Source organism: Micromonospora sp. CA-248089 (assembly GCF_050948515.1).
Taxonomy (GTDB): domain Bacteria; phylum Actinomycetota; class Actinomycetes; order Mycobacteriales; family Micromonosporaceae; genus Micromonospora.
On the sequence record NZ_CP192016.1, the window covers coordinates 282,723 to 307,254 of the forward strand.

Below are 24,532 nucleotides of genomic sequence, written 5' to 3' on the forward strand. Positions count from 1 at the left end.
TGATCCGCACGTCGATGGGTTACTGGCCGTACCATGAGTTGGTCATTAATGTCCGTTTGGCGGGCATCTCCACCGATCGGGCCCTGGCTTCGGTGGAACGTATGATCGAACACCTGGCCGGGGTTGCGCCTCGTTGACGGCGCAGCCGGTTAGGCTGCCTAGCGACGATCGACGGAGGGGGGCGCGTGGCAGGCGGGGTGATCCGGGCGGCCGAATTCTTCGCCGGTATCGGGCTGGTTCGGACTGCCCTTGAGCCTCTGGGTGTCCAGGTTGTCTGGGCCAACGACATCAAGCAGGCGAAGTTCAACGCCTACCGCGCGAACTACCCGGATGCTGACAAGCACTTCAAGGTTGTTGACATACGCAAGGTTGATGCGGCAGACTTGCCGCCTCGAATTGATTTAGCGACAAGCAGCTTTCCCTGCATCGACTTGTCGCTCGCGGGTAATCGGCTTGGCCTGGATGGCACCCAGTCTGGAATGTTCTTTGAGTTTGCGCGAATCCTCGAAGGCATGCGGCAAAGGCCGAGTGTTGTATTGCTGGAAAACGTGCACGGATTTGCCACCAGTCATGGCGGAAAGGACATTGAACGTGCCTTTGTCAAACTTTCTGAGCTGGACTATTCTCTTGATGTGCTCGCGATCGACGCCAAGCATTTTGTCCCGCAGTCGCGGCCCCGGATGTTCATAGTCGGCATTTCGAAGGACAAGTTGCCAAAGAGCTCGCACATCGGCGTTCCTGCTCCCAGCGACGTCCGCCCGCCGTGGGTGACAGCGCTGCACAAACGGCACAGCAGCACCTGCGATATGCATTATCTAGATCTTCCGCCGCTCCCTGAAGGCCCGAAGGATCTCAATGGGGTCGTAGACCATGACGTTCCGGCGGACGCGTGGTGGGACGCCGGCCGAGTAGACGCATTCGTCGGCTCCCTCAGCCCGGTCCAACGCAGCCGGTTCGAGGCGCTGCGCGACCAAGATATTATCTCCTATCGGTCCGCCTATCGCCGGACCCGACAGGGCGTCTCCATGTGGGAGCTGCGCCGTGACGCCATCGCGGGATGCCTGCGTACGACAGGCGGTGGCTCAAGCAAGCAGGCGCTCGTCGAGCTCGGCATGCGCCGCGAACCCCGGATACGGTGGATGACGCCTAATGAGTATGCGCGGCTTATGGGAGCCGACAGCTACCGATTGGTTGCGGGCACCCCTAACCAGCAATTGTTCGGTTTCGGTGACGCAGTCGTGGTAGATGTCGTGCGGTGGATCGGACAGCACTATCTAATTCCGGTGCTTGCCTCCGACAAAGCCGGCGAAGGTTAGCCGTCCAGTGCCGCTGCCGCCCACTCCGCCGCCGTCGTCGGCTACCAAGGCGATGAGGGCCAACCGTAGTGCCGGCACCAAGCCAGAACTCGCGCTGAGGCGGGCGTTGTTCGCGGCCGGCCTGCGCTATCGGGTGAACCTGAAGGTCAGCGTGCCTGGCCGGAGCGTGCGCCCGGACGTAGTTTTCACCCGGGCTCGTGTGGCAGTCTTCGTCGACGGTTGCTTCTGGCACGGATGTCCCAGTCACGGGAGGATGCCGAGCGATCCGAGCGGCTATTGGCATAAAAAGATTGCTCGGAATCAAGAGCGGGATAGCGCGGTTGATCAGGCTCTACGCGAGTCTGGCTGGCAGGTGATCCGGCTCTGGGAGCACACTGCCACCGAGGAGTCGGTCGCGCGCGTATGGGCCGCTCTCAAGAGCGGTCCGACGTCAGAAAAAAGGGGGGCGATCCGTTCAGGCACAGATCGCCGCGAGTGGGCTGTGAATGAGAGAAATCTCAGAGCTCCGTAATTGATCTTGCGGTTGCCCGAAACCGGATCAATCCGGCGTGCGTTGCGCAGCGACCCTCCCGACGCCCTCCGGCCGCCACGAAACCCATGTCGGGGCCCTCCGCTGCGTCCGCGGACCGCTACGCTTCGGCAATGTCGAGCTGGCGCCGGCACGGCCTCAAAGCGGAAGCCGCAGTGGTGCCTGCCGTCGCCCTGGTGGCCCTGCTCGGCCTGGTGGTGCAGGCGGAGGGCGTCGACACCACCGCCGAGTTCGTGGCGCTGCTTGTCGTCCTGGTGTCCTCCGGCGCGCTCTACCTGCGCCGGCGACAACCGGTGGCCGTGGGCCTGGTGGCGCTGGCCGCGGTCGCCGCGTACGGGGCTCTGCTGCACCGGCCCGGGCCGATCATGCTGGTGTTCGTCGTGGCGCTGTACACGGTCGTCGACGAGGGGCACCTCGCGGTCGCGGTGGGGCTCGGCCTGGCCTCGGTCGTCTCCTTCGCCGTCGCCGACAGCTACACCCGGACCGGTGCCGGTGGGAACGGAGCGACGCTGCTGCACGCCGGCTGGCTGGTCGCGGTCATCGTCGGTGTGACCCGTAACCGGCGGGCCTATCTCGCCGAGGTGCAGGCCCGGGTGCTCGCAGCCGAGCAGCGTAAGGAAGAGGAGGCCCGCCACCGGGCCACCGAGGAGCGGCTGCGGATCGCCCGCGAGCTGCACGACCTGCTCGGCCACCACCTGTCGCTGATCAGCGTGCAGGCGAGCGCCGCGCTGCACCGGCCCGATCCGGAGCGGTCCGCGGAGGCACTCGCCGTGATCAAGCAGACGAGCCGGGAGACGCTGCGCGAGCTGCGGGCGGCGCTCGGCGTGCTCCGCCAGGAGGGTACGTCCCCGAGCCGTCCCGCACCCGGTCTCGACCGCCTCGACGAGCTGGTCACGGCGGCCGGGCGATGCGGGCTGACGGTGCGTACCGAGGTGACGGAGACCGGGCCGTTGCCGCCCGAGGTGGATCTGTCCGCGTACCGGATCGTCCAGGAGGCACTCACCAACGTGAGCCGTCACGCGGGCGCGCGCACGGCGGTGGTCCGGGTCGTGCCGGACGGCGACGAGGTGCTCGTGGAGGTGGCGGACGACGGCGCCGGTCCCACGGGTCCGCCCGGGAACGGGATCCTCGGCATGGAGGAGCGGGCCCGGGCGCTGGGCGGCTCGCTCACCACCGGGCCCGGGCCGGACGGCGGGTTCCTGGTGCGGGCCCGCCTTCCGCTGCGGCCCGCCCCGCTGCCGGTCCCGGCGCCACGCACGGCACGGGGGGAGACGACATGATCCGGTTGCTGCTCGCCGACGACCAGACTTTGGTACGCGCCGGCTTCCGCTCCATCCTCGACGGCGAGGACGGCATCGAGGTGGTCGGCGAGGCAGCCGACGGCACCACTGCGGTACGGCTGACGCGGGAACTGCGGCCGGACGTCGTCCTCATGGACATCCGGATGCCGCTGCTGGACGGGCTCGCCGCCACCCGGGAGATCGTCGCCGGCACCGACGCCCGGGTGATCATCCTGACCACCTTCGACCTGGACGACTACGTCTACGGCGCGTTGCGGGCGGGCGCGAGCGGGTTCCTGGTCAAGGACACCGAGCCGGCGGAGCTGATCCACGGCGTACGGGTGGTGGCGCGGGGCGACGCGTTGATCGCCCCGGCCGTCACCCGCCGGCTGATCGCCGAGTTCGCCGCCCGGACCCGGCACCCGGACCCGGGCCCCCGACTGAACGCGCTGACCGAGCGGGAGCGGGAGGTACTCGCCCTGGTCGCCGCCGGCCTGTCCAACGACGAGATCGCGGCCCGGCTGGTGCTGAGCCCGGCCACCGCGAAGACGCACGTCAGCCGGATCATGACCAAGACGCGGGTACGGGACCGGGCCCAGCTGGTGGTGCTCGCGTACGAGTCGGGGCTCACCGTGCCCGGCTGGCTCACCGCGTCCTGACCGAGAGGCCGGGATGGACCGAGCTGCCGGGACGGACCGAGCGGCCGGTCAGGCGGTACGCCGGGAACGGGCCAGCACCAGCCCGCCCAGCACCGCCCCGATCAGCCCGAACGCCACACCGGCGACCGCGCCGGCCCGGCCCTGACCGCTGCCGAGACCCTCGGTGGTCAGCGCCAGGTGCCACGCGCTCAGGACCAGCCCGACCACTCCCGCCGCGGCAGCCACGAGGGCCTGGACGCGCCCCTCGCCCGCCCCGCGGCGGGAGCGGTTGAGCGCCAGCCCGCCGACGACCACGCTGGCCAGGGCCACCACGGCGAAGGCAGTGGCGCCGGCCCGGCCGGAGCCGCCGATGCCCCCTTCGGCCAGCGAGGTGTGCGCGGCCGGGGCGAACTCTCCGACGACTGTGGTGGCGAGCAGGTGACGGATGGACATCTGAGACTCCCTCGGGTCGCGACAAGTGGTGACGGCCGCAGCGTATGGACGGGCATCGCCGCCGGTCGTCGTCCCGGAGTCGTCGAGCGGGCTACCACCACGGGAGTACGCGCTCCGCCCGCGTACCCCAGGGGTTGTGACCCGTCAGGCGTGAACGGCGGCGGCCGGGGAACCTGGGCGACCATGCGAGTCACGAGCACCGCCGCCGTGGCGGCGTCCCGCGAGGTGCCGGGCGACGACGGCGTACGCCGGCCCGGCGGTGAGGTGCACGCCTGGCTGCCGGGGCGGAACCAGACGCTGTGCGGGCTGCCGCTGAGCCGGACCCGGCTGCGCCGCTTCCCGCACGTGCCGTTCGACTACTCCGGCACCGACGTGCTCACCGAGGCCGACCCGGAGGGCTGGCTCTGCCCGCGCTGCCTCGCCGCCACCGCCGGTCGCCGCGACCGGGAGAAGGGCTGGGTGCGGACGAACCCCCGTCCGTGAGCGGTTGCTGCCCGGTTCAGCGGGTACGGCACGACCATGCGCATCGTGATCGTGGGGGCGACCGGCAACGTGGGGACGGCGGTGCTGCGCCGGCTGCGGCGGGAGGCGGGCACCGAACTGGTCGGCGTGGCCCGGCGGCTGCCCGGACCGGACGCCGGTGAACCGTACGACGACGTGGAGTGGCACTCCTGCGACATCGGCGCACCGGGCGCCGCCGACCAGCTCGTGCGGATCTTCGCCGGGGCGCGGGCAGTCGTACACCTGGCCTGGCAGATCCAGCCCAGCCACGACCGGCGCACGCTCTACCGGACGAACGTCGGCGGCAGCCGCGCGGTGATCGAGGCCGCCGTCCGCGTCGGCGTTCCGGCCCTGGTGTACGCCTCGTCGGTCGGCACCTACGCGCCCGGCCCGAAGAACCACCCGGTCAGCGAGAACTGGCCGGCGACCGGGGTGGAGACGTCGTCGTACAGCCGGGACAAGGCGGAGGTGGAGGCACTGCTCGACGGCGTGCAGCGGGAGCACCCGAACCTGCGCGTCGTACGCCTGCGGCCGGGACTGATCTTCCAGCGGGAGGCCGGTACGGAGATCAGCCGCTACTTCCTCGGCCCGCTGGTGCCGGTGCGCCTGCTCCGGTACGGCCGGATTCCGCTGGTGCCGTCGAACCGGCGACTCCGGATGCAGGCGGTGCACGCCGACGACGTCGCGGACGCGTACGCCCGGGCGGTCGTCGGGGATGCGAGCGGCGCCTTCAACGTGGCGGCCGACCCGGTGCTGACGCCGGAGCTGGTGGCCCGGCACTTCCACGGCTGGACGGTGCCGGTGGCGGTGCCGGTGCTGCGCGCCGCGGCGGCGGTGACCTGGCGGGCGCGGCTGCAGCCGGTCGACACCGGCTGGGTCGACCTGGCGCTGAACGTGCCGCTGATGTCCAGCCACCGGGCCGAGACCGAACTCGGCTGGAGCCCGAGGATCGACACGGTGACCGCCCTGAAGGAGCTGTTCGCCGGCATGGCCGCTCGGGCCGGCACCGACTCCCCGCCGCTGTCCCCGGACCCGACGCTGCCCGGCCGTCCCGCCCCCCTGACCAGAGGCGACCTCCCCGGTCACCCCAACCCCTACTGACCCCGCGCTTCGCCGCTGCGCGCTGCCCTGTCCCGTCCGGCGTCGGCCCGGCCCGGCTCTGGCCCCCCTCGCCCCGCCTCGCTGCCACCCCGCCTCGCCCTACCTCGCCCTGTTGATCAAGGAGTTTGTGTTGCGCACAGAGATCAACTAGGACACAAACCCCTTGATCACCGAGCCGGGGGCGGGCGCGAGGGAGCGCGGGCGGAGTTGCCGCTCTCCGGCCGGGGATTGCTCGGCGATCATGAAGTTGGCGGGGCGACACGCCGATGACGGAACCGTCAACTTCATGATCGGCAGGGCGGGATGGGTGGGGCAGGGCAATGAGGGCGGCGATCATGAGGTTGACGGCGCGACACGCCGACGGGGGGACCGCCAACTTCATGATCGACGGGGCGCGGCGGGCAGGGCACGGCAGGGCACGGCAGGGCAGGGCGGGACGGGTCAGGAGATTTGGGCGCCCAGGAAGAAGATGCCCGGGTGGCCCTTTGTCTCGAAGCCTCGGCTGGGGTTACGAGACAGGGTGCTGCTGTCGATCTTCAGGGTGCCGGTGCGGTTGTTGCTGACGAAGAAGATCGCGCCACCGCCCTCGTTCGCGCTGTTGCCCTCGATCACCGTGCCGGCGATCCGCACCGCGAACTCGTTGCCGTCGCAGTAGATCGCGCCGCCGCTGCCGCCACCCGGCGTGCCGCCCCGGGCCGGGTTCGCGCCCGTACCGACCGCGCGGTTGTCGCGGAAGACGCTGTTCAGCACGGTCCAGGAGACGCCGATGCTGCTCAGCGCCCCGCCGTTCGCGCACACACCGCCGGTGAAGGTGCTGCTCACCACGTACACCGGTTTGTTCTCGAACTGGCTGAGCACGCGCAGCGCGGCGCCCCCGAGGTCCGGGCCGGTACGGTCGCAGCGGTTGTCGACGAACCGCGAGTTGATCACGGCGAACCGCCCACCGCGTACGAAGATCGCGCCGCCTCCGCCGCCCTCGGTCCGGTCGCCGGTGGAGTCGCCGTCGGCGAACGTCAGGTTCTGCACGGTGAGCCGCGGGTGGTCCTGGTTCTGGCAGTGCGAGGTGGTCCAGCCCTGCGCCTCGTCGCAGGTGTTCATGTAGAGGATCCGGCGCTTGCCGCCGCCGCTCAGCGTGACAGTGCCGCCGCCGTCCAGCACGACCCGCGGGCCGTGCGAGTTCACCACCTTCGCGGTGGCCTTCATGGTGATGGTGACCGGCGCGGGCCCGCAGTCGAAGGTGATGACACCGCCGGCCGCGACGGCCTTCACCACCGCCTCCGAGGTGCAGCTCGCCGGGGTGCCGCTGCCGACGGTACGGGTCGGGCGCGAGGTGTCCACCGCCCGCGCCTCGGCCGGTACGGCGGCCCGGCCGTCCGGGTTGCCGGCGCGGAACGTGACGGTGGCCGCGCCGGGGCTCGGCCGGGCGCTGCCGAGACCGGCCCGTCCGCTCGGGGAGGCCGCCGGGGCAGCGCCGGAGGCCGCCGGTGTGGCGGCGGCCGGGGCGGGGGCGGGGGCCGGATCGTCGCCGCCGCAGGCGGGGAGCGTCGCCGTCGTCAGGGCGAGGGCGAGCAGGGTGACAGCGGACTTCACGCGCACCGCCCGATGCTAGGAGGACCGGCCGCCCCGGCACGACTCCACAGGCGATCCTTAACCCACCGCTAAGCCGGCGGCCGCGCGGCGGCAGGCGACGCCGCGTGCGCCGGTCAGGCGTGCGAGAGCGCGAACGCGACCAGGAAGCCGAGTACGGTGATCAGCCCGACCAGCAGGTGCGCGTCGGCGAACGCCTCCGGGACCATGGTGTCGGTGATCATCGCCAGGATCGCACCGGCGGCGAGCGCGGTGATCGTCGCCAGCACCTCGGGCGGCGCGCCGCCGAGCAGCGTGTACCCGGCCAGCGACGCCGCGCCGGAGACCAACGCGATGGCCGTCCACAGCCCGAACACGTAGCGCCGGGTCCGGCCGGCCTGCCGCATGCCGGCCGCGCTGGAGAGCCCTTCCGGCACGTTGCTGAGGAACACCGCGATGACGGTGACCAGGCTGACCGGGCCGCCGGCGAGCAGGCTCGCGCCGATCACCACCGATTCGGGTACGCCGTCGAGCAGCGCCCCGACCGCGATCGCCGTACCCGAGCCGGGCTGTTCCCGCTCGGAGGGCTGCTCGTCGCCGGAACGCTTGCGGTGCCGCGCGCCGTGCCGGGCCAGGAGCACGTTCGCCCCGGTGTACAGCAGCGCGCCCGCCGCCGCGCCGATCGCCACCGGCAGCAGGCCGCCCTGCTCGTGCGCCTCGTCGATCAGCTCGAACGAGACGGCGGACAGCAGCACGCCCGCCCCGAACGCCATCACCGATGCGGTCACCCGGCGCGGTACGCGCGCGAAGAACCCGACGGCCGCCCCGATCAGCAGGGCCGACCCGGCGAGCAGGCCCCAGAATCCCGCTTCCAGCCACTCCGGCACGCGCTGGACCCTACCCCCGGCGCGGTGCCGTCAACCGGGTCAGAAGTCGGCGAACAGGTGCGGCAGCTCGCGTGGGAAGAGGCGGCGCAGCTCACCGGCCGCGTCCACCGGCACCTCGCCCAGCCCGCGGACGACCACCTCGGCCGGGTCGAGCACCCCGTACGCCAGGGCGGACAGCCCGGCGGCGGTGAGCCGCGCGGTCGGCACGGTGCCCTCGGCGGCGGTCTGCGCGGGCAGCACCGCGAGCTTGCCGGTGGTGCCGTCGAGCAGGTGGCGGCCGGCGAGCCACCGGTCGCCGACCAGTTCGACCAGCACCCGGCCGACCCCGACGGGCTGGTCGGCGAGCGCGTCCAGGCTGAGCAGCCGGGCCATCGGCGCGGTCGGGTCGGGCCGGGCGACCCGCGCCTCCACCTGCACGTCGAGGTCGGTGAGCCACAGCTCGGGCAGCTCGTCGGGGGTCACCTGGACGCTGATCCGGGCCACCTGGTCGACGTGGCGGGCGAAGAACTGGAGGACCGAGGCGCGGGCGTACGCGTCGTCGACCAACAGGTCGTCGGCGAACAGCGTGCCCGCGTGGTCGTCGATGCGGTAGGTGACAGCGCCGACCGTCTCGCCGCCGCGCACCACGCTGACCAGCCAGCGGTCGTCCCGGTCGCGCAGGCCGACCGCGCGGAAGTCCGGGAAGACCGCGAAGCCGTGCCGCTCGCGCAGGCACCGCTCGGTGTACGCGCGCCAGCGCGGATACCCCACGCCGATCCGCTCCCAGACCAGCTCGTCGGGCAGTTCGGCCCGCAGCAGCGGCGCCAGGTCCGCCGGGTTGAAGATCGCGGTACGCCGCCGGGGCAGCCCGATGTAGCCGAAGCGCTCGTAGAACGAGGCGCGGAACGGGTGCAGCGCGGTGAGCTGGTGGCCCTCGTCGCGTACGCCGTCGAGGAGCTGCTGCATGAGCGCGCGGACGTGGCCGCGCCGACGGGCCAGCGGATGGGTGGCCACGCCCGCGACACCGGCCATCGGCAGCACCGCCCCGCGCAGGTTCTGCCGCATCGGTATCGCCGACACGGCCGCCGCGGTGACCCCGTCCTCCTCGGCCACCAGCGTCGTGTTCCCGGCGTTGTACGGCAGGTACGCGCGGAACTGGTCGGTCCGGGAGGCGACCATCGGCGAGGCCTCGAACGCGTACGCCTGGAGCGGGAAGCTGGTGGTCAGTCGTTCATCGGCGGCCAGCCGGCGGATGTGCATCCGTTCATCCCAACCGCACCGGGCGCGGTCCGCAACCGGAAAGGGCGCTCGCTCACGCCTCGGTGACGTCCGAGATGACCACCGTCACGTTGTCCGGCGCGCCGGCCTGGTGGGCCAGTTTCACCAGTTGTTCGCCGCACTGCTGGCGGTCCCCGTAGGTGGCGAGCGCGGCGGCGATGGCGGCGTCCTCCACGTAGTCGGAGAGGCCGTCGCTGCACAGCAGCAGCCGGTCGCCGGGGAAGACGGTGAGCGCCCCGACCGCGGGCGGCGCGTCGGAGCCCTGCACCGCGCGGGTGACGAGGGAGCGCTGCGGGTGGTGCCGGGCCTGGTCGCGGGAGAGCGCGCCCTGGTCGACGAGCGCCTGGACGAACGTGTCGTCGCGGGTGAGCTGGGTCAGCTCGTGGTCGCGCAGCAGGTAGCAGCGGGAGTCGCCGACCTGGGCCAGGACCAGGGTGTCCCCGGCGAGCAGGCCGGCGGTGAGCGTCGTACCCATGCCGTCGCGGGCCGGGTCGACGGTGATGGCGGCGCGGATGCGCTGGTTCGCGGTGCTGACGACGGCGCGCAGCGCGTCGGCCGCCTCGTCGGCGCCGGTGGGCGGCGTCAGCTCGTCCAGGATCCGGATGACGATCTCGCTGGCCACCTCGCCGGCGGGGAGCCCGCCCATGCCGTCGGCCACCGCCACGAGGCGGTCACCGGCGAGGGCGGAGTCCTCGTTGTTGGTCCGGACGAGGCCGACGTCGTTGAGGATGGCCGAGCGGAGGATGAGCGTCATGACGACAAGCTTGCCAAGAAGAACGGCTCCGCGTCTGCACGCGCTCGCGGGTCTGCTGAAAGAAATGTCATCCGCTTGCATCCTGGGTATGCGTCAACTGTCCGGTGTGGACGGACGAGGATAACGCAACAGGAGGCTCGCGTGGACCTCCTCCCCGCCCACCGCCGCGTAGGTGTGCGGCACGTCCGAGGTCCACCGCAGGTAGCCACCGGGACCGGCGGTCAGCGGGGCGTCGGCCGGGCCGGCGCGGAGCACGCCGGCGAAGACCGTCACGTGTTCGGTCACGCCGGTGGAGTGGGCGGGGGAGAGCTGCGCCGGCCCCGGCGCGACCCGCATCCGGTACAGCTCGTAGGTCGCCTCCCGGTCGTCGAACACCTCCAGCAGCGTGGCGCCGACCGCGGCCCCGCGTACGGTCGGCGCCTCGCCGGGCGCGGAGAGCACGGCGGTCAGCGGTACGCCGAGCTGCGCGGTGATCGCGTACAGGGTCTCCAGCCGGGGGTTGCGCACGCCGTTCTCCAGGCCGGAGAGCGTGGCCTTGCCGACGCCCGCGAGGCGGGCCAGCTCGGACAGGGAGATCCCCCGCTCGGTACGGAGTGAGCGGATGCGCCGGCCCACCTCCCGGGCTCCCTGGTCGTCGGCTGGTGCGGCGGCTGTCATGGGGGCTATCGTGCTACACCGTGCCGTTCCGTAAACGGAACGGTCGGAGGAGGAGAGCAATGGGGGGTCGGCTCCAACCCGTCCTGGCCGGCGTGGTGACCGCCCTGGTCGGCTTCGCCAGCTCGTTCACAGTCGTCCTGGCCGGGCTGCGCGCGGTCGGCGCCAACCCCGACCAGGCCGCCTCCGGCCTGCTCGCGCTCTGCGTCGCCAGCGGCGCCTGCGCGGTATGGCTCGGCCTGCGGCACCGGCTGCCGCTCGCCATCGCCTGGTCCACGCCGGGCGCGGCGCTGCTCGTGGCCACCGGGCCGGTCCCCGGCGGCTGGCCCGCCGCGGTCGGCGCCTTCCTGCTCGCCGGGCTGCTGATCATCGCGGCCGGGCTGATCCCCGCACTCGGCCGCGCGGTCGCCGCGATCCCCGCCCCGATCGCCTCCGCCATGCTCGCCGGGGTGCTGCTGCCGCTGTGCACGGCTCCGGTACGCGCCCTCGTCGAGGTCCCCCGGCTCGCCGGGCCGGTGGTGCTGGTCTGGCTGCTGCTGCACCGGTTCGCCCGCCGCTGGGCGGTACCCGGCGCGCTCGCCGTGGCGGTCGTCGCGATCGCGCTCACCGCCACCGGCCCGGCCCGGCTGGACGCCGCACCGGTCGTCGCGCTCACCGCCCCGGCCTGGACGCTGCCCGCCGTCGTCGGGCTCGCGCTGCCGCTGTTCCTGGTCACCATGGCCGCCCAGAACGTGCCCGGCACGGCGGTGCTCGCCGGGTACGGCTACCGCGCTCCGCTGGGCTCGGCGCTGCGGGTGACAGGCATCGCCACCGCGCTCGGCGCCCCGGCGGGCGGGCACGCGGTGAACCTTGCCGCGATCACCGCCGCGCTGGCCGCCGGCCCGGACGCCCACCCGGACCCGGAGCGGCGCTGGATCGCCTCGGTCACCGCCGGGATCGGCCTGGCCCTGCTCGGCCTGGGCGCCGGCGTGGCCACCGCCCTGGTGCTGCTCTCCCCGCCGGTGCTGGTCGAGGCCGTCGCCGGGCTCGCCCTGCTCGGCGCGCTCGCCGGAGCGGTCACCGCGGCGGTCGCCCAGCCGGACGCGCGGGAGGCGGCGGTGGTGACGTTCGTGGTCACCGCCTCCGGGGTGAGCCTGCTCGGAGTGGGCGGCGCGTTCTGGGGACTGGTCGCGGGCTGGTTGATGCTGCTGCTGTTCCGCCGCCGGGCCGCGCCCCCGCCGGTCGAGCCGCCCCGGACCGAATCCGCCCCGTCGCTTTCCGGCCGGACCGGGTGACCCGTCACTCCTCGGCGGGCAGCTCCGCGGCCGGGACGGTGAGACGTACCGCGCCGTCGTTCACCGCGGCGATCCGGTCGGCCGGCACGTAGACCGCGCCGGTGCGGACCAGCTCGGTGGAGACCTTGAGGTAGCCGTCGCGCAGCAGCCGGGCGGCCAGGTCGGCCGGTACGTCCGGCTCCTCGGCCGCCGCCGACTCGATCAGCTCGTCGAGGCTGCTGCCCGGGTCGACAGGGGCGGGCGCCTGCACGGTCACCGCGGCCGGGTCGCCGCGCTGCACGAGATCGACGGTGCCCACCTCGACGCCTGCGGAGTCGACCACCCGCATGCCGGTGGTGACCCGGGAGACGGTGTCCTGCTGCTGGCTCATGCAGAAGCGGTTCCCGGGGCGTGCGGGCGCTAAACGGAGGGCGCCCAGCCGCCCGGTGGGCGGGGGGACAACTCGCGCCAGGTGTCGGTGCCGTCCAGCAGCGCCCGGACCGTCTCCTCGGCCTCCTCGACGCTGGCGTGCTCGTAGAACCGGGAGACCCCCTCGGCGCCGCCGGCCCGCTGCTCCACGTGCCAGCGGTCGCCGTCCACCCGGAGGAAGACGTCACGCCGGGCGAGCCGTCCCCATTTCCCGTTCCACCAGTGCCTGCGCTGCTCCATGCCCGGACTCTATCGAACATGTGTTCGATACACGTCGGCCCCCGCGGGATTCCCGCGAGGGCCGATCGGCTATGCGTCAGCGCGGCGCGGGCGGCTCCTGCCGGCGGCCGAGCACGTCGTCCAGGGCGCTGCGCTGGCCGGGCGTGCCGTGGTTGCCGGCGAGCAGCGCGTCGCGGATCTCGGTGAGCAGCTTGACCTCCTCGCTCGGGGCCGACGGCGGCGGCTCCTCGCCGCGCTTGCGGCGCTCGGCGAGCTTGTTCATCGGGTAGACGACCAGGAAGTACAGCGCCGCCGCGGTGAGCACGAACGTGATCGCCGCGTTGACGAAGGCCACCCAGTCGAACGGGATGCCCCGGAACTTCGGGGTGGAGCCGCTGAGGCCGTCCTTGCTGCCGGTGATCAGCGCGATGAACACGCGTACCAGCGGTTCCAGGAACGACTTGGTGAGCTGGGTCACCACGCCTGTGAAAGCCGCGCCGATGACGACACCGACCGCCAGGTCGACGACGTTGCCGCGCATGATGAAGTCTTTGAAGCCCTTGAGCATCCGTACTCCCGTGCCCTGATGAGTCTGCGTCGGGGACAACCTATGCCCCGGCGGGCCCTTCGAGAAAAGCACCGGCCTCGATCGCCGCCCGCTGCGGGTCGCCGGCCCGGATCGCCTCCACCAGCCGGCCGTGATCCACGTACCGCTCCGGGGTCAGCGCCTCGCCCATCGCCTGGGCCACGGTGCTGCGCAGCGCGGCGCCGACCGAGGCGTACAGCTCGGCGAGCATGGCGTTGTGCGCGGCGGCCACCACGGCCGTGTGCAGCGCGGCGTCCGCCTCGACGAACTCGTCCACCCGGCCGCCGCGCCACGCGGCCTCGCGGGCCGCGAGCGCGCCGTCGAGCGCCGCCAGGTCCTCGGGGGTACGCCTCAACGCGGCGAGCCGGGCGGCCTCCACCTCGAACGCGCGCCGGACCTCGATCACCTCGGTCATCCGGTCGTCGGTGAGCCGGCGGGCCACCACGGGTGCCAGCTCGTCGGTCGACACCACGTAGGTGCCGGAGCCCTGCCGGCACTCCAGCACCCCGGCGTGCGCGAGCGCCCGGACCGCCTCGCGGACCGTGTTCCGCCCCACGCCGAGCGCGGCGACCAGTTGGGGCTCGGTGGGGATGCGCCCGCCCACCGGCCACTCGCCGCCGAGGATCCGTTCCCGGAGCTGCTCGATCGTCTGCCGGACCCGGTGACCGCGCGGAGGCGCGGCGACGGAATCCCGGGCGGGTGTCACCGGTTACACCTCGTGCCGAAATTCATCCCATGATTGTAGGTTCGAGGTCATGACTCCGCCACCTGCGCCCGCCGCGACAGTGCCCGCACCGGGCGTCACCCCCGCGGCGGGTCCCGCCCCTGCCGTCGGCCCGGTCCGGGGCGGTCTGCTGGTGCTCGCCGGGATGCTGCTCGTCGCGCTGAACCTGCGGGCCGCGGTGACCAGCCTCGGTGCGTTGCTCGACGAGATCCGGGTCGGGCTGGGCCTCTCCGGCGCGATGGCCGGTCTGGTCACCACGCTGCCCACCATCGCGTTCGCCGGGCTGGGCGCGCTCACCCCCTGGCTGGTCCGCCGCTGGGCCGCGCCCCGGGTGCTGGTGCTGGCGATGCTGGCGCTCACCGTCGGGCAGGTGCTGCGCGCGCTCACCGGCTCGGCCGCGGTCTTCGTGCTCACCAGCGCGCTCGCGCTCGCCGGCATCGCGGTGGCGAACATCCTGCTGCCGATGCTCGTCAAGCAGCACTTCCCGCACCGCACCGGACTCGTCACCGGGGCGTACACGATGGCCCTGACGGTGGGCACGACGGTGGCCGCCGCGGCCGCCGTGCCGGTGGCGCACGCGTTCGGCTCCTGGCGGGCCGGACTCGGCATCTGGGCCGGGCTGGCCGCGCTGGCCGTACTCCCGTGGGTGCCGCTGGCGCTGCGGGCCCGCGCCGCGCGACGGAACGCGCCCCCGGCGGTGGCCGTCGCCGCCCCGGCCCGGGTGCAGCCGGCCCGGACCCGGCTCGGCTGGGCCATGGCGGTGTACTTCGGGGCTCAGTCGCTCAGCGGGTACGCGATCATGGGCTGGCTGGCCCAGCTCTTCCGGGACGCCGGCTACCGGCCGGAGGCGGCCGGGCTGCTGCTCGCCGGCGTGACCGCGCTGGGCGTGCCGGTGGCGCTGATGATGCCGACGCTGGCCGGCCGGCTGGCCACGCTCCGGCCGCTGGTGCTGTCGCTGACCGTCTTCTCCGCCGCCGCGTACACCGGTCTGGCGCTGGCCCCGCACGGCCTGGCGCCGCTGTGGGTGCTGCTGCTGGCGCTCGGCCAGGGCGCGTTCCCGCTCATCCTGACCACGATCGGGCTGCGGGCCCGGACCGCCGAGGGCACCGTGGCGCTGTCCGCGTTCGCGCAGAGCACCGGCTACGTGATCGCCGCACTCGGGCCGCTGCTGGTGGGCATCCTCTACGAGGCGACCGGTGGCTGGACCGCCCCGATCGGTTTCCTGCTGGCGGCGCTCGCCGTGCAGACGGCGGCGGGCATGGTGATCGCTCGTCCCCGCTACATCGAGGACGAGCGTTGAGCGGGACCGGTCAGGAGGAGGCCGGGGTGGGGTCGCCCGCGACGGCCTGCTCGACCGTCGGGTACGTGTGCAGCACCTCGACCAGGCCGCTGACCTCGAGGATGCGCAGCACGCCGCGCTGCGGGGCGGCCAGGCGGACCACGCCGCCGGCCTCGTCACAGTTGTTCTTCGCCCGGACGAACACCGACAGGCCGGTGGAGTCGCAGAACGACACCTCGGCCAGGTCGAAGACCAGGCGGCTGCGCCCCTTGTCCAGCAGATCCGTGATCTGGTCCTGCAGCTGCGGTGCCGTGGCCATGTCCAGCTCGCCCGCGACCGACACGACGACCACGTCGCCGCGCTGTTCCGTGTGCACCGTCAAGGACATTCGTCGACCTCCTGTGTTCGGTGGAAACGGTATCCCACGACGGGCGCGCCGCGCAGAACGGGAGCGGTCACGGATGCGGTCGATCATTCTTTGCTCCGCGACAAGTACCGCGTCAGGCCCCGGTGATAGAGTCCGCCCGTCCAAATCAGGGAGGTCAGCATGGCGTTGAGTGCCGAACAGGGTGGCCGGCTCGCCCACCTGCTCAGTCAGCACGCGGACCGGTTGACCAACCGCTGGACGGAGATCGTCGCGAGTTCGCTGCGCGGTCGCCTGAGCCGTGCCGAGCTGGCCCGGCAGGTCCAGGAACTGCACCGCGCGCTTGTCGACGCCGGCAGTCAGGGCGTCGCCGATCTGGCCGACGAGCACGGCGGTGAGCTGCGGGCGGTGCTGTCCGAGCTGTCCACCAACCGGGCCCGCCAGGGATTCTCCGCCACCGAGACCGCGATCAGCGTGTTCGCGTTCAAGGACGCGCTGCTGGAGCTGATGGAGGAGGAGAAGGGTGACGACACCCTGCGCGACTTCGTCGCCTTCTCCGCGCTCGTCGACCAGATGGGTCTGTTCACCTTCGAGACGTTCGTCCGGGCCCGGGAGAGTCTGATCGCCGACCAGGCGGAGCAGCTGCTGGAGCTGTCCACCCCGGTGGTCAAGCTCTGGGAGGGCGTGGTCGCCGTCCCGCTGGTCGGGACGCTGGACTCGGCCCGCGCCCAGGTGGTGATGGAGCGGCTGCTGCAGACGCTCGTCGACACCGGTTCGCCGTACGCGATCATCGACATCACCGGCGTACCGGCGGTGGACACGCAGGTCGCGCAGCACATCCTCAAGACCGTGGTGGCCGCCCGGCTGATGGGCGCCGACTGCATCATCTCCGGCATCCGCCCGCAGATCGCCCAGACGATCGTCGCCCTCGGCATCGAGTTCGGTGACATCGCCACCAAGGCGAGCCTCGCCGACGCGCTGCGCCATGTGCTGCGCCTGACCGGGGTCGAGACCACCGCTCGCCGCCCGCGGCGGGAGTCCTGATGGAACGCGTGCCGATCCTCAAGATCGGCGACATCCTGCTGGTCTCCATCCAGGTCGACATGTCCGACCAGACGGCCATCCAGCTGCAGGAGGACCTGGCCGAGCGGATCGTCGCCACCGGCTGCCACGGCGTGATCATCGACATCACGGCGCTGGACATCGTCGACTCCTTCGTCGGCCGGATGCTGTCCACCATCGCGTCCATCTCGAAGGTGCTGGACGCCGAGACGGTGGTGGTCGGCATGCGTCCGGCCGTCGCCATCACCCTGGTCGAGCTGGGATTGTCGCTCAACGGCATCCGTACCGCGCTGAACGTCGAGCGCGGCATGGAGCTGATCGCGGCCAGCCGCGCCGACGACTGGGACGAGGCGGCCGACGACGAGGACACCGAGACGACGGCGACGGCATGACCACGGGCGTCGACCTGGGTGTGCCGGCGACCCAGGCGATCCGCAGCGACGAGGACGTGGTGCGGGTCCGGCAGTTGGTGCGTACCACAGCCGTCGCGGTCCGGCTCTCCCTCGTCGACCAGACGAAGCTCGTCACCGCCGCCAGCGAGCTGGCCCGCAACACGCTGATCTACGGCGGCGGGGGCAGCGCCGAGGTGAGCACCGTGTCCGACGGCCGCCGGCGTGGCGTGCGGATCGTCTTCGCCGACGAGGGCCCGGGCATCCCCGACCTCGACCTGGCGCTCACCGACGGCTACACCACCGGCGGCGGGCTGGGCCTGGGACTGAGCGGCGCCCGCCGGCTCGTCGACGACTTCGACATCCGCACGGCTGTCGGCGAGGGGACGCGGATCACCGTCACCAAGTGGTCCAGATGACCGCCGACGTGGTACCCGACCACGGCATCTGGTTCCGGGTCGACACCGGCGCGACAGCCGGCAGCGTACGCCGGGCGGCCGAGCGCCTCGGCCGTCAGCTCGAACTGAGCGCGCCGCGCGTCGCGGACCTGGCCATCGTCACCGCCGAGCTCACCAGCAACCTGGTCAAGCACGCCCGCGAGGGCACGCTGCTGATGCGTCCGGCGCGCCGGGGCGAGTACGCCGGGGTGGAGCTGGTGGCGATCGACTCCGGCCCCGGCATGGCGGACCTGACGCTCTCCTCGGTCGACGGCCACTCCACCGCCGGCACGCTCGGCATCGGGCTCGGCGCGATCGCCCGGCAGTCGAGCCGGTTCGACGGCTACTCGTTGCCGGGCCGGGGCACGGTCCTGGTCGTCCAGGTCTGGGACACCACGCCGCCGGAGCCGGAATGGGCGGCCGGGCTGGCCCGGCCGATCACCGGCGAGCAGAGCAGCGGCGACGGGTACGCGGTCCGCGAAGTCGACGGACGGCGGCAGGTGCTCGTCTCCGACGGGCTGGGCCACGGGCCTCTGGCCGCCGCCGCCACCGGCGCCGCCGTGTCCGCGTTCCGCTCGGCGCCGGACGGTCCGCCGGATGTCGTGGTGCGGCACCTGCACGGCGCCATGTCGCACACCCGGGGCGCCGCACTCGCGGTGGCCGAACCGGATCCCGCAGCCGGGCTGCTCCGCTACGCCGGGCTGGGCAACATCGCCGCGATGATCGTGGCGCCGGGCGAGCGGCGGCGCGGGTTGGTCTCGCTGCCGGGCATCGCCGGGCACCAGCGTCCGACGATCCGCGGGTACGACTACCCCTTCTCGCGCGACGCCACCCTGGTCATGCACAGTGACGGGGTGGTGGATCGCTGGGATCTGGACGACTATCCCGGGCTCGCCGGCCGCACCCCCCTGCTGGCCGCCGCGACCCTGCTGCGTGACGCGGGTGTCCGTCGCGACGACGCCTGCGTCCTGGTGGCCCGGGGGGCGGCATGACCGAACCCCTCCTGCATCTCGCACTCCGGGTGGAGCAGGACATCTTCCTGGTCCGGCAGCGCGGCCGGGAGGTGGCCGCGGCGGTCGGGCTGGAACACCAGGACCAGGTACGCATCGCCACGGCGCTGAGCGAGGTGGCGCGGGAGCTGCTGCACGGGGTCGACGGCGCGGACGTGACGTTCGCCCTCGACCGCGACGGCGTGGGCCGCCGGGTTCTGCAGGTGGACCTGTCGCCGCTGCGTCCGCTGCCCGGTGGACGGTACGAGCCGCAGTCCGGTGCCGTCGCGCGTCTGGTGGACACGTTGCGGGTCGTGGCCGTCGAGGGCGATACGGTCGTCAGGATGTCCCGACGAGTGCCCGACCATGCCGGGGAGCTGACGGCGGAGCGCGCCGCCGAGCTTCGTGCCGAGCTGGCCGAGCGCGCCCCGGGTTCGGCCCTGGACGAGCTGGCCGCCCAGAACGCGCAGCTCATCGGCGCCCTCGACGAGGTACGCAGCCAGCGCGACGAGCTGGCGGTGCTCAACGCCGAACTCCAGGAGACCAACCGGGGCGTGATGGCGCTCTACAACCAGCTCACCGAGGAGCTGGAGGAGACCAACCGCGGCGTGGTGGCGCTCTACGCCGAGCTGGACGAGAAGTCCGCCCAGCTGCGGGCCGCGAGTGAGTCGAAGAGCCGGTTCCTGGCGAACGTCAGCCACGAGCTGCGCGCCCCGGTCACCGCGATCATCGGCTTGGCCCGGCTGCTGGCCGACTCCGCCTCCGACCCGCTCACCGGTGAGCAGGCCCGCCAGGTGGGGCTGATCCGCTCCTCGGCGGGCGACCTGCTGGGGCTGGTCAACGAGCTGCTCGACCTGGCCAAGGCGGAGTCGGGCCGGATCGAGCCGGACTGGTCCGACGTCGACCTGCGCGCCGTCTTCGGGCAGTTGCGCGGCACGCTGCGGGCCCTCGCCTCCCGTCCGGAGGTGGAGTTGGTGGTCGAGGAACCGCCGTCGCCGGCCACCGTGCGCTCGGACGAGGTACTGCTCGCCCAGGTGCTGCGCAACCTGCTGCACAACGGGTTGAAGTTCACCGAGCGAGGCGAGGTGCGCCTGCGCGCCGAGTACCGGGGCGAGCAGTGGACGCTGTCGGTCACCGACACCGGCGTGGGCATCCCGCCGGAGCTGCACGAACGGGTCTTCGAGGAGTTCTACCAGGTGCCCGGCACGACCCGGGTCGGTGGCACCGGGCTCGGCCTGCCGTACGCGCGACGGCTGATCACGCTGCTCGGCGGGACGCTGGAGCTGACCAGCGAACCCGGCCGGGGCAGCACGTTCACAGTGGTCCTCCCCGCGGGCGGAGCGTGACGGTGGACAGCGGGCCGGTGACCGTGCTTGTGGTCGACGACAGCGGCCCCAAGCGATACCTGCTGGTCAACTGGCTGACCCGGGCCGGCTTCATCACCGTCGAGGCCGAGAACGGCACGTCGGCGCTGGAGCGGGTGGCCCGGGAACACATCGACCTCGTGGTGCTCGACGTACGGCTGCCCGACATGAGCGGTTTCGAGGTGTGCGAGCGGATCAAGGCGGAAAACCAGTCGATCCCGGTCATCCACGTCTCCGCGCACGCCGTCGACGTGGTGGACCGGGCGCAGGGCCTCACCCGGGGCGCGGACGCCTACCTGGCCGAGCCGATCGAGCCGGAGGAACTGGTCGCCACCGCCCACGCGGTGCTGCGCTACTACCAGGCCCGGCGGCGGGCCGAGCAGCTCGCCGAACGGCTCGCCGCACTCGCCGACGCCACTGTGGAGATGCACGCGACGCCGAACTTCGTCCGGCTGCTGGAGGCCGCCGCGAGCGGCGCGGCGCGGATCTTCAAGGCGCCCGCGGCGGTGGTCGCCGAGACGTTCGACGGGGACTGCCTGGCCGGGGTGGCGGTCGACCCGCACACGCCGGCCACCATCGTGCCCTGGGTGGTGGACGACACCGGAGTGCCGATCGGCACCCGGGTACGCGTCGACGAACCGGCCAACTGGGCGCTGACCGGCTGGCCGGACGGCGACACCGTCACGGTGGCCGCCTCCCGGCTGCGCGAGGACCGGGCCCCGCTCTACGTGGTGGTGCCGACCGCCACCCAGACCGTTCGTACTCCGGTGCTGGTGCAACTCGCCCAGGCGGTCGCCTCGGCGGTGGAGGCGCAGCGGTCCTTCGACGAGGAGCACCGGATCGCGGTGACGTTGCAGCGCAGCCTGCTGCCGCAGCGGCTCCCCGACGTGAACGGCCTGGACCTGGCCGTCCGGTACGAGCCGGCGAGCGCGCAGACCGAGGTGGGCGGCGACTTCTACGAGCTGGTGATGCTCGACGGCCACCTGCTGGTGGCGATCGGCGACGTGGCCGGGCACTCGTTGCACGCCGCCACCGTGATGGCCGAGCTGCGGCACGCGGTGCGGGCGTACGCGGTCGAGGGGCACCAGCCGGGCGTGATCCTGGACCGCGTCAACGAACTGATGCGCAACCTGCTGCCGACCGAGCTGGCCACCATCTGCGTGCTGCTGCTCCACCCGCCGACCGGGCTGGTCCGGCTGGCCAGCGCCGGGCACCTGCCGGCACTGCTGAGCCGGGACGGGCGGGTCGAGTTCGTGACGCAGTCCGCGCCGCTGCTCGGCGTACGCGCGCCGCGCCCGCCCGACCTGGAGTTCGTGCTGCCCGCCGGGGCCACGCTCGTGCTCTACACCGACGGGCTGATCGAACGGCGGGACGCCACGATCGACGACGGCATGGCAGCGCTCGGCGTGGCCGCCACCAGGGTGGACGACGACCTGGACGAGTTCTGCCGGCGGCTGCTCGTCGAGCTGGCGCCGCCGGAGATCCAGGACGACGTGGCGGTGGTGGCGGTCCGCCGCCGCTGACGCGCGCTCCCGTCACGTACCGTAGCTGAGGTTCCTGTCACGCTGCGTCACCGCTGCCGCCCGGGCGAGCGAGCGGGCTTGCTGCCGCCTTTGCTCTGCAGCCATCGGCGCAGCAGGCGGCTGAGCAGGCACTTTCCGTTGCCCATGGTCGACGGCGTCGCGCAGCTACCGTCACCGCGCGTGCGTGCTGCGTCAGTGGGTGCAGAGCAAAGGCGGCGCGAGGCGAGGCCCGCTGCCTGGGCCGACTGTCACCGTGCGTCACTGCGGAGTCGGGGCCGGCCCGCGCTCGGCAGGGCCGGACCCGCGTCACTGTCCCAGGGCCGCCAGCGAGCGGGCGTACGCCGCGGGTGAGACCCCGGCGACGGCGGTGAACTCGCGGACCAGGTGGGCCTGGTCGGCGTACCCCAGATCGGCCGCGACCCGCGACCAGTCGAGCGGCCCGGCGGCGGCCTGTTCGATCGCCTCCTGGAGCCGGTATCGGCGGATCACCCACTTCGGACCGACGCCGACGTGGTCCAGGAACAGGCGCTGGAGCCGGCGGGTGGAGACGGCGTGCCGCCGGGCGAAGTCGGCCACCCGCAGCACGGTCCGGTCGGCGCGGATCTCCTCGACCAGCGCGGTGGCCTCCGCGGCGAGCGGATCAGCGACCGGCGACCACGAGGTCAGCAGGTCGTCCAGCCGCGCGCAGCGCTCGTCGTCGGTGCCCGGGCAGACCGGCCCGTCGGGGATCGGTACGTGCCGTCCGGTCAGCTCCGCGACCGGGCGCCGCCAGAACGGCCGGAAACCGCCCGGGCGGAACTGGACACCGGAGACCCGGCCGACGCCGTGCAGCGTGACGGCGAACAGGCCGGTGTCGACGCCGGCGATCTCACCGTGCTCGGCCGCGCCGTCCTGCGCCTGGAACACCACGTTCACGGTCGGGTGCGGCACCACCCGTTGCTCGAACGGCTCGTCCAGATCCCAGTCGATCAACCAGTAGTGCTCGACCCACTGACGCAGCGCCGGGGCGGCCATCCGGCGCCGGAACCGCACCTGCCGGCGCAACCGGCCCGGGTCGAGGATGCCGCGGTTGTCGCGCCGCGGTTCGTGTCGCATTTCTTCAATACCACCCTCCTACGCTGCCCCTATGAGCACGAAGACTAGTGAGCTGCTCGCCGTCACGACGCCGCGTACGGCCGCGGTGGTGCGGGGAATTTCGGACGATCAACTCGGCCTGCCCACGCCCTGTCCCGACTACACGGTGCGTGACCTGCTCGGTCACCTGTTCGACGTGGTGGTCAACTTCCAGACGATGGCCCGACGGGAGGAGGTTGACTGGTCCGGCAAGACCGACCACCTGACCGACGGCTGGCGCGACCGGTTCGCGACCGAGGCGACCCGGCTCATCGAGGCGTGGTCCGACCCGGCCGCGCTGGAGGGCGTATCGCCCGGGATGGGGCTGCCGCAGGAGACGGTCGGGTTGATGGCCCTGATCGACCTCACCATCCACGGATGGGATCTGGCGCGGGCCACCGGCCAGGAGCTGAGCGTGGACCCGGCCGTGGTGGCGGCGGGGCACGAGTTCATGGACCGGATGGGCGACATGGGCCAGAAGATGGGCGCGTTCGGCCCGCCGGTGCCCACCGACGCGGCACCGGCCAGCATGGACGCGCTGCTCGGCCGGGCCGGGCGCGATCCGGCCTGGACCCGCTGATCGAACGGCCCGCGTTGTCCCGCGCGGGCCGTTCGGCCGCGGTGCGCCGGGTCCGCGTACCGAATGGCTCGGTAAGGCCCGCACTTTCCGCTGTTGCTTGCCGGCACGGGGCGGCGAGCGGCACGGACGCGGCACCCGCCGGGCCGGGACGGTCGACGTCCCGCCCGGCGGTCAGCGGCCGAGCAGCCCGGCGGAGCCGGCGACGACCAGCCCGATCACCGTCGAACAGCAGCAGACGACGAGCGCGGCAGCGACCACCACGAGGATCAGCCAGGTCGGTCCCCGTCGCGCCGCCGAGGGCTCCTCCGCACTCATGCCGGCAGTCTAGGTTGGTGCGATGGAGCTGATCTCGATCGCCGACATCCGCGACGCCGTCGAGGACGTGGCCGGCACCGTGCTGCGGACTCCGTTGGTGCCGGTGCTCTGGGACGATCAGCTGTGGCTCAAGCCGGAGAACCTGCAACCGGTGGGGTCGTTCAAGCTGCGCGGCGCCACCCACGCGGTGGCCCGGCTCGATCCGGCGACCCGGTCCCGGGGGGTGGTCACCCACTCGTCGGGAAACCACGGGCAAGCCCTGGCGTACGCGGCCCGCGCCCTCGGCGCGCCCTGCACGGTGGTGGTCCCCGAGGGCGCGCCGGAGGTCAAGGTGGCCCGGATGCGGGCGCTCGGCGCGGACGTACGGCTGGTGCCGCCGGCCCGGCGGCACGCCGAGGCGGAGCGGATCGTGGCCCGGACCGGTGCGACGCTGGTGCCGCCGTTCGACCACCCGGCGGTCATCGCCGGTCAGGGCACCGTCGGGCTGGAGATCGTCACCGACCTGCCGGACGTGGAAGTGGTGCTGGTGCCGGTGGGCGGCGGCGGGCTCGGCTCGGGCGTGGCCACTGCGGTCAAGGCGCTGCGCCCGTCCGCCGCCGTGATCGGCGTGGAGCCGGCACTGGCCGCCGACGCCCAGGAGTCACTCGCCGCCGGTGAGGTGGTCGTCTGGGACGTCGAACGCACCTACCGGACGTGCGCCGACGGGCTGCGGACCAGCCTGTCCGCGTTGACGCTGGCCCACCTGCGGGACCGGCTCGACGGCGTCGTCACGGTGACCGAGGACGAGATCATGGCGGCCACCGGCCGGCTGATCCGGGACGCGCGACTGGTGGCCGAGCCGAGCGGCGCGGTCGCCCTGGCCGCCCGGCTCTTCCACAGTGGTGAGCTGCCGGCAGGCCGTACCGTCGCGGTCGTGACCGGCGGCAACGCCGACCCGAACGTGCTCACCGCGGCGCTGGCCGCCTGACCC

29 protein-coding genes are annotated in these 24,532 nt (G+C 72.9%); 16 read left to right on the plus strand and 13 right to left on the minus strand.

Translation table 11 applies throughout. The features are described 5' to 3' along the window. Nucleotides 1–185: 185 nt before the first annotated feature. The 4 genes from ACQP26_RS01425 (at nucleotide 186) to ACQP26_RS01440 (ending at nucleotide 3,784) form a co-directional block, all read left to right on the plus strand. Nucleotides 186–1,316, plus strand: a complete 1,131-nt coding sequence (locus ACQP26_RS01425; RefSeq protein WP_433494731.1) for a DNA cytosine methyltransferase — start codon at nucleotides 186–188, stop codon at nucleotides 1,314–1,316. A 52-nt stretch (nucleotides 1,317–1,368) separates the two neighbouring features. Then, the gene (locus ACQP26_RS01430) at nucleotides 1,369–1,827 is read left to right on the plus strand and encodes a very short patch repair endonuclease (RefSeq protein ID WP_433496070.1); all 459 of its coding nucleotides are present in this window, start codon (nucleotides 1,369–1,371) and stop codon (nucleotides 1,825–1,827) included. A gap of 131 nt (nucleotides 1,828–1,958) precedes the next feature. Then, nucleotides 1,959–3,125 (plus strand): sensor histidine kinase, encoded by a 1,167-nt coding sequence (locus ACQP26_RS01435; protein ID WP_433494732.1) that lies wholly within the window; start codon nucleotides 1,959–1,961, stop codon nucleotides 3,123–3,125. Further along, nucleotides 3,122–3,784: a response regulator gene (locus tag ACQP26_RS01440; protein WP_013283505.1), complete on the plus strand. Its 663-nt coding sequence runs from the start codon at nucleotides 3,122–3,124 to the stop codon at nucleotides 3,782–3,784. The genes ACQP26_RS01435 and ACQP26_RS01440 overlap by 4 nt, the downstream gene beginning before the upstream one ends. A gap of 48 nt (nucleotides 3,785–3,832) precedes the next feature. Here ACQP26_RS01440 and ACQP26_RS01445 read toward each other — a convergent pair whose 3' ends face one another. Continuing rightward, nucleotides 3,833–4,216 (minus strand): DUF6223 family protein, encoded by a 384-nt coding sequence (locus ACQP26_RS01445; RefSeq protein WP_433494733.1) that lies wholly within the window; start codon nucleotides 4,214–4,216, stop codon nucleotides 3,833–3,835. Between the two features lie 183 nt (nucleotides 4,217–4,399). Here ACQP26_RS01445 and ACQP26_RS01450 point away from each other — a divergent pair, with 183 nt between their 5' ends. Together ACQP26_RS01450 and ACQP26_RS01455 are read left to right on the plus strand one after the other, a co-directional pair. Beyond that, a complete protein-coding gene (locus tag ACQP26_RS01450) occupies nucleotides 4,400–4,699 on the plus strand; it encodes a hypothetical protein (RefSeq protein ID WP_269702968.1) in 300 nt (99 codons plus the stop codon). 36 nt (nucleotides 4,700–4,735) lie between these two features. Further along, on the plus strand, nucleotides 4,736–5,818 hold the full coding sequence (locus ACQP26_RS01455) for an NAD-dependent epimerase/dehydratase family protein (protein ID WP_433494734.1): 1,083 nt from the start codon (nucleotides 4,736–4,738) through the stop codon (nucleotides 5,816–5,818). 441 nt (nucleotides 5,819–6,259) lie between these two features. Here the strand turns inward: ACQP26_RS01455 and ACQP26_RS01460 are convergent, their stop codons facing one another. The 5 genes from ACQP26_RS01460 to ACQP26_RS01480 all read right to left on the minus strand — a co-directional run bounded on the left by ACQP26_RS01460 (nucleotide 6,260) and on the right by ACQP26_RS01480 (nucleotide 10,939). Beyond that, complete coding sequence (locus tag ACQP26_RS01460) at nucleotides 6,260–7,408, minus strand: hypothetical protein (RefSeq protein ID WP_433496071.1); 1,149 nt, start codon at nucleotides 7,406–7,408, stop codon at nucleotides 6,260–6,262. A gap of 113 nt (nucleotides 7,409–7,521) precedes the next feature. After that, nucleotides 7,522–8,271, minus strand: coding sequence for a ZIP family metal transporter (locus tag ACQP26_RS01465; RefSeq protein WP_269702965.1), 750 nt, complete (start codon nucleotides 8,269–8,271; stop codon nucleotides 7,522–7,524). A 39-nt stretch (nucleotides 8,272–8,310) separates the two neighbouring features. Continuing rightward, nucleotides 8,311–9,510 (minus strand): GNAT family N-acetyltransferase, encoded by a 1,200-nt coding sequence (locus ACQP26_RS01470; protein ID WP_433494735.1) that lies wholly within the window; start codon nucleotides 9,508–9,510, stop codon nucleotides 8,311–8,313. Nucleotides 9,511–9,562: 52 nt separating this feature from the next. Next, the gene (locus ACQP26_RS01475) at nucleotides 9,563–10,282 is read right to left on the minus strand and encodes a PP2C family protein-serine/threonine phosphatase (protein ID WP_269702961.1); all 720 of its coding nucleotides are present in this window, start codon (nucleotides 10,280–10,282) and stop codon (nucleotides 9,563–9,565) included. Between the two features lie 93 nt (nucleotides 10,283–10,375). Then, nucleotides 10,376–10,939 (minus strand): helix-turn-helix domain-containing protein, encoded by a 564-nt coding sequence (locus ACQP26_RS01480; protein WP_433494736.1) that lies wholly within the window; start codon nucleotides 10,937–10,939, stop codon nucleotides 10,376–10,378. Between the two features lie 59 nt (nucleotides 10,940–10,998). On the opposite strand from ACQP26_RS01480, the gene ACQP26_RS01485 reads away from it, so the two are divergent. Beyond that, nucleotides 10,999–12,210, plus strand: coding sequence for a benzoate/H(+) symporter BenE family transporter (locus tag ACQP26_RS01485; RefSeq protein ID WP_433494737.1), 1,212 nt, complete (start codon nucleotides 10,999–11,001; stop codon nucleotides 12,208–12,210). Between the two features lie 4 nt (nucleotides 12,211–12,214). Here ACQP26_RS01485 and ACQP26_RS01490 read toward each other — a convergent pair whose 3' ends face one another. From ACQP26_RS01490 to ACQP26_RS01505, 4 genes are all read right to left on the minus strand, one after another. Then, a complete protein-coding gene (locus ACQP26_RS01490; protein WP_269702955.1) occupies nucleotides 12,215–12,580 on the minus strand; it encodes a hypothetical protein in 366 nt (121 codons plus the stop codon). 29 nt (nucleotides 12,581–12,609) lie between these two features. Next, nucleotides 12,610–12,858 (minus strand): hypothetical protein, encoded by a 249-nt coding sequence (locus tag ACQP26_RS01495; RefSeq protein ID WP_026268772.1) that lies wholly within the window; start codon nucleotides 12,856–12,858, stop codon nucleotides 12,610–12,612. A gap of 76 nt (nucleotides 12,859–12,934) precedes the next feature. After that, complete coding sequence (gene mscL, locus ACQP26_RS01500; protein ID WP_187690944.1) at nucleotides 12,935–13,405, minus strand: large conductance mechanosensitive channel protein MscL; 471 nt, start codon at nucleotides 13,403–13,405, stop codon at nucleotides 12,935–12,937. 40 nt (nucleotides 13,406–13,445) lie between these two features. Next, the gene (locus tag ACQP26_RS01505; RefSeq protein ID WP_281579297.1) at nucleotides 13,446–14,129 is read right to left on the minus strand and encodes a FadR/GntR family transcriptional regulator; all 684 of its coding nucleotides are present in this window, start codon (nucleotides 14,127–14,129) and stop codon (nucleotides 13,446–13,448) included. 49 nt (nucleotides 14,130–14,178) lie between these two features. Here ACQP26_RS01505 and ACQP26_RS01510 point away from each other — a divergent pair, with 49 nt between their 5' ends. Beyond that, complete coding sequence (locus ACQP26_RS01510; protein WP_433494738.1) at nucleotides 14,179–15,447, plus strand: MFS transporter; 1,269 nt, start codon at nucleotides 14,179–14,181, stop codon at nucleotides 15,445–15,447. Nucleotides 15,448–15,457: 10 nt separating this feature from the next. Here the strand turns inward: ACQP26_RS01510 and ACQP26_RS01515 are convergent, their stop codons facing one another. Further along, entirely contained in the window at nucleotides 15,458–15,814 is a 357-nt protein-coding gene (locus tag ACQP26_RS01515) for an STAS domain-containing protein (protein WP_018789120.1), read from the minus strand. A gap of 159 nt (nucleotides 15,815–15,973) precedes the next feature. Between ACQP26_RS01515 and ACQP26_RS01520 the strand changes: the two genes are divergently transcribed. The 6 genes from ACQP26_RS01520 to ACQP26_RS01545 are packed head-to-tail and all read left to right on the plus strand — an operon-like array spanning nucleotide 15,974 to nucleotide 21,554. Continuing rightward, nucleotides 15,974–16,834, plus strand: coding sequence for an STAS domain-containing protein (locus ACQP26_RS01520; protein WP_269702949.1), 861 nt, complete (start codon nucleotides 15,974–15,976; stop codon nucleotides 16,832–16,834). After that, nucleotides 16,834–17,244, plus strand: a complete 411-nt coding sequence (locus ACQP26_RS01525; RefSeq protein ID WP_194802097.1) for an STAS domain-containing protein — start codon at nucleotides 16,834–16,836, stop codon at nucleotides 17,242–17,244. Before ACQP26_RS01520 ends, ACQP26_RS01525 begins: the two co-directional genes overlap by 1 nt. Continuing rightward, on the plus strand, nucleotides 17,241–17,660 hold the full coding sequence (locus tag ACQP26_RS01530; protein WP_121684395.1) for an ATP-binding protein: 420 nt from the start codon (nucleotides 17,241–17,243) through the stop codon (nucleotides 17,658–17,660). Before ACQP26_RS01525 ends, ACQP26_RS01530 begins: the two co-directional genes overlap by 4 nt. Continuing rightward, the gene (locus ACQP26_RS01535; RefSeq protein WP_433494739.1) at nucleotides 17,657–18,670 is read left to right on the plus strand and encodes a SpoIIE family protein phosphatase; all 1,014 of its coding nucleotides are present in this window, start codon (nucleotides 17,657–17,659) and stop codon (nucleotides 18,668–18,670) included. The genes ACQP26_RS01530 and ACQP26_RS01535 overlap by 4 nt, the downstream gene beginning before the upstream one ends. After that, nucleotides 18,667–20,013 (plus strand): sensor histidine kinase, encoded by a 1,347-nt coding sequence (locus ACQP26_RS01540; RefSeq protein ID WP_433494740.1) that lies wholly within the window; start codon nucleotides 18,667–18,669, stop codon nucleotides 20,011–20,013. The genes ACQP26_RS01535 and ACQP26_RS01540 overlap by 4 nt, the downstream gene beginning before the upstream one ends. Before the next feature lie 2 nt (nucleotides 20,014–20,015). Next, nucleotides 20,016–21,554 carry a SpoIIE family protein phosphatase gene (locus ACQP26_RS01545; RefSeq protein ID WP_269702942.1) on the plus strand — a complete coding sequence of 513 codons (1,539 nt, stop codon included), beginning with the start codon at nucleotides 20,016–20,018 and terminating at the stop codon, nucleotides 21,552–21,554. Between the two features lie 306 nt (nucleotides 21,555–21,860). Here ACQP26_RS01545 and ACQP26_RS01550 read toward each other — a convergent pair whose 3' ends face one another. Then, nucleotides 21,861–22,649, minus strand: a complete 789-nt coding sequence (locus ACQP26_RS01550) for a DUF6597 domain-containing transcriptional factor (protein WP_433494741.1) — start codon at nucleotides 22,647–22,649, stop codon at nucleotides 21,861–21,863. Between the two features lie 31 nt (nucleotides 22,650–22,680). On the opposite strand from ACQP26_RS01550, the gene ACQP26_RS01555 reads away from it, so the two are divergent. Further along, nucleotides 22,681–23,247 (plus strand): TIGR03086 family metal-binding protein, encoded by a 567-nt coding sequence (locus ACQP26_RS01555; RefSeq protein WP_269702938.1) that lies wholly within the window; start codon nucleotides 22,681–22,683, stop codon nucleotides 23,245–23,247. Nucleotides 23,248–23,418: 171 nt separating this feature from the next. On the opposite strand, the gene ACQP26_RS01560 is transcribed toward ACQP26_RS01555, so the two are convergent. Continuing rightward, a complete protein-coding gene (locus ACQP26_RS01560) occupies nucleotides 23,419–23,562 on the minus strand; it encodes a hypothetical protein (protein WP_166455678.1) in 144 nt (47 codons plus the stop codon). Nucleotides 23,563–23,584: 22 nt separating this feature from the next. Here ACQP26_RS01560 and ACQP26_RS01565 point away from each other — a divergent pair, with 22 nt between their 5' ends. Beyond that, entirely contained in the window at nucleotides 23,585–24,529 is a 945-nt protein-coding gene (locus tag ACQP26_RS01565; protein WP_433494742.1) for a threonine ammonia-lyase, read from the plus strand. Nucleotides 24,530–24,532 lie beyond the last annotated feature (3 nt).

Bases quoted from the DNA above. Each gene is read 5' to 3' on its own strand.
- ACQP26_RS01430 (WP_433496070.1), top strand. From the start codon at position 1,369: ATGAGGGCCAACCGTAGTGCCGGCACCAAGCCAGAACTCGCGCTGAGG.
- ACQP26_RS01435 (WP_433494732.1), top strand. From the start codon at position 1,959: ATGTCGAGCTGGCGCCGGCACGGCCTCAAAGCGGAAGCCGCAGTGGTG.
- ACQP26_RS01440 (WP_013283505.1), top strand. From the start codon at position 3,122: ATGATCCGGTTGCTGCTCGCCGACGACCAGACTTTGGTACGCGCCGGC.
- ACQP26_RS01445 (WP_433494733.1), bottom strand. From the start codon at position 4,216: ATGTCCATCCGTCACCTGCTCGCCACCACAGTCGTCGGAGAGTTCGCC.
- ACQP26_RS01450 (WP_269702968.1), top strand. From the start codon at position 4,400: ATGCGAGTCACGAGCACCGCCGCCGTGGCGGCGTCCCGCGAGGTGCCG.
- ACQP26_RS01455 (WP_433494734.1), top strand. From the start codon at position 4,736: ATGCGCATCGTGATCGTGGGGGCGACCGGCAACGTGGGGACGGCGGTG.
- ACQP26_RS01470 (WP_433494735.1), bottom strand. From the start codon at position 9,510: ATGCACATCCGCCGGCTGGCCGCCGATGAACGACTGACCACCAGCTTC.
- ACQP26_RS01475 (WP_269702961.1), bottom strand. From the start codon at position 10,282: ATGACGCTCATCCTCCGCTCGGCCATCCTCAACGACGTCGGCCTCGTC.
- ACQP26_RS01480 (WP_433494736.1), bottom strand. From the start codon at position 10,939: ATGACAGCCGCCGCACCAGCCGACGACCAGGGAGCCCGGGAGGTGGGC.
- ACQP26_RS01485 (WP_433494737.1), top strand. From the start codon at position 10,999: ATGGGGGGTCGGCTCCAACCCGTCCTGGCCGGCGTGGTGACCGCCCTG.
- ACQP26_RS01490 (WP_269702955.1), bottom strand. From the start codon at position 12,580: ATGAGCCAGCAGCAGGACACCGTCTCCCGGGTCACCACCGGCATGCGG.
- ACQP26_RS01495 (WP_026268772.1), bottom strand. From the start codon at position 12,858: ATGGAGCAGCGCAGGCACTGGTGGAACGGGAAATGGGGACGGCTCGCC.
- mscL (WP_187690944.1), bottom strand. From the start codon at position 13,405: ATGCTCAAGGGCTTCAAAGACTTCATCATGCGCGGCAACGTCGTCGAC.
- ACQP26_RS01510 (WP_433494738.1), top strand. From the start codon at position 14,179: ATGACTCCGCCACCTGCGCCCGCCGCGACAGTGCCCGCACCGGGCGTC.
- ACQP26_RS01515 (WP_018789120.1), bottom strand. From the start codon at position 15,814: ATGTCCTTGACGGTGCACACGGAACAGCGCGGCGACGTGGTCGTCGTG.
- ACQP26_RS01520 (WP_269702949.1), top strand. From the start codon at position 15,974: ATGGCGTTGAGTGCCGAACAGGGTGGCCGGCTCGCCCACCTGCTCAGT.
- ACQP26_RS01525 (WP_194802097.1), top strand. From the start codon at position 16,834: ATGGAACGCGTGCCGATCCTCAAGATCGGCGACATCCTGCTGGTCTCC.
- ACQP26_RS01530 (WP_121684395.1), top strand. From the start codon at position 17,241: ATGACCACGGGCGTCGACCTGGGTGTGCCGGCGACCCAGGCGATCCGC.
- ACQP26_RS01535 (WP_433494739.1), top strand. From the start codon at position 17,657: ATGACCGCCGACGTGGTACCCGACCACGGCATCTGGTTCCGGGTCGAC.
- ACQP26_RS01540 (WP_433494740.1), top strand. From the start codon at position 18,667: ATGACCGAACCCCTCCTGCATCTCGCACTCCGGGTGGAGCAGGACATC.
- ACQP26_RS01550 (WP_433494741.1), bottom strand. From the start codon at position 22,649: ATGCGACACGAACCGCGGCGCGACAACCGCGGCATCCTCGACCCGGGC.
- ACQP26_RS01555 (WP_269702938.1), top strand. From the start codon at position 22,681: ATGAGCACGAAGACTAGTGAGCTGCTCGCCGTCACGACGCCGCGTACG.
- ACQP26_RS01560 (WP_166455678.1), bottom strand. From the start codon at position 23,562: ATGAGTGCGGAGGAGCCCTCGGCGGCGCGACGGGGACCGACCTGGCTG.
- ACQP26_RS01565 (WP_433494742.1), top strand. From the start codon at position 23,585: ATGGAGCTGATCTCGATCGCCGACATCCGCGACGCCGTCGAGGACGTG.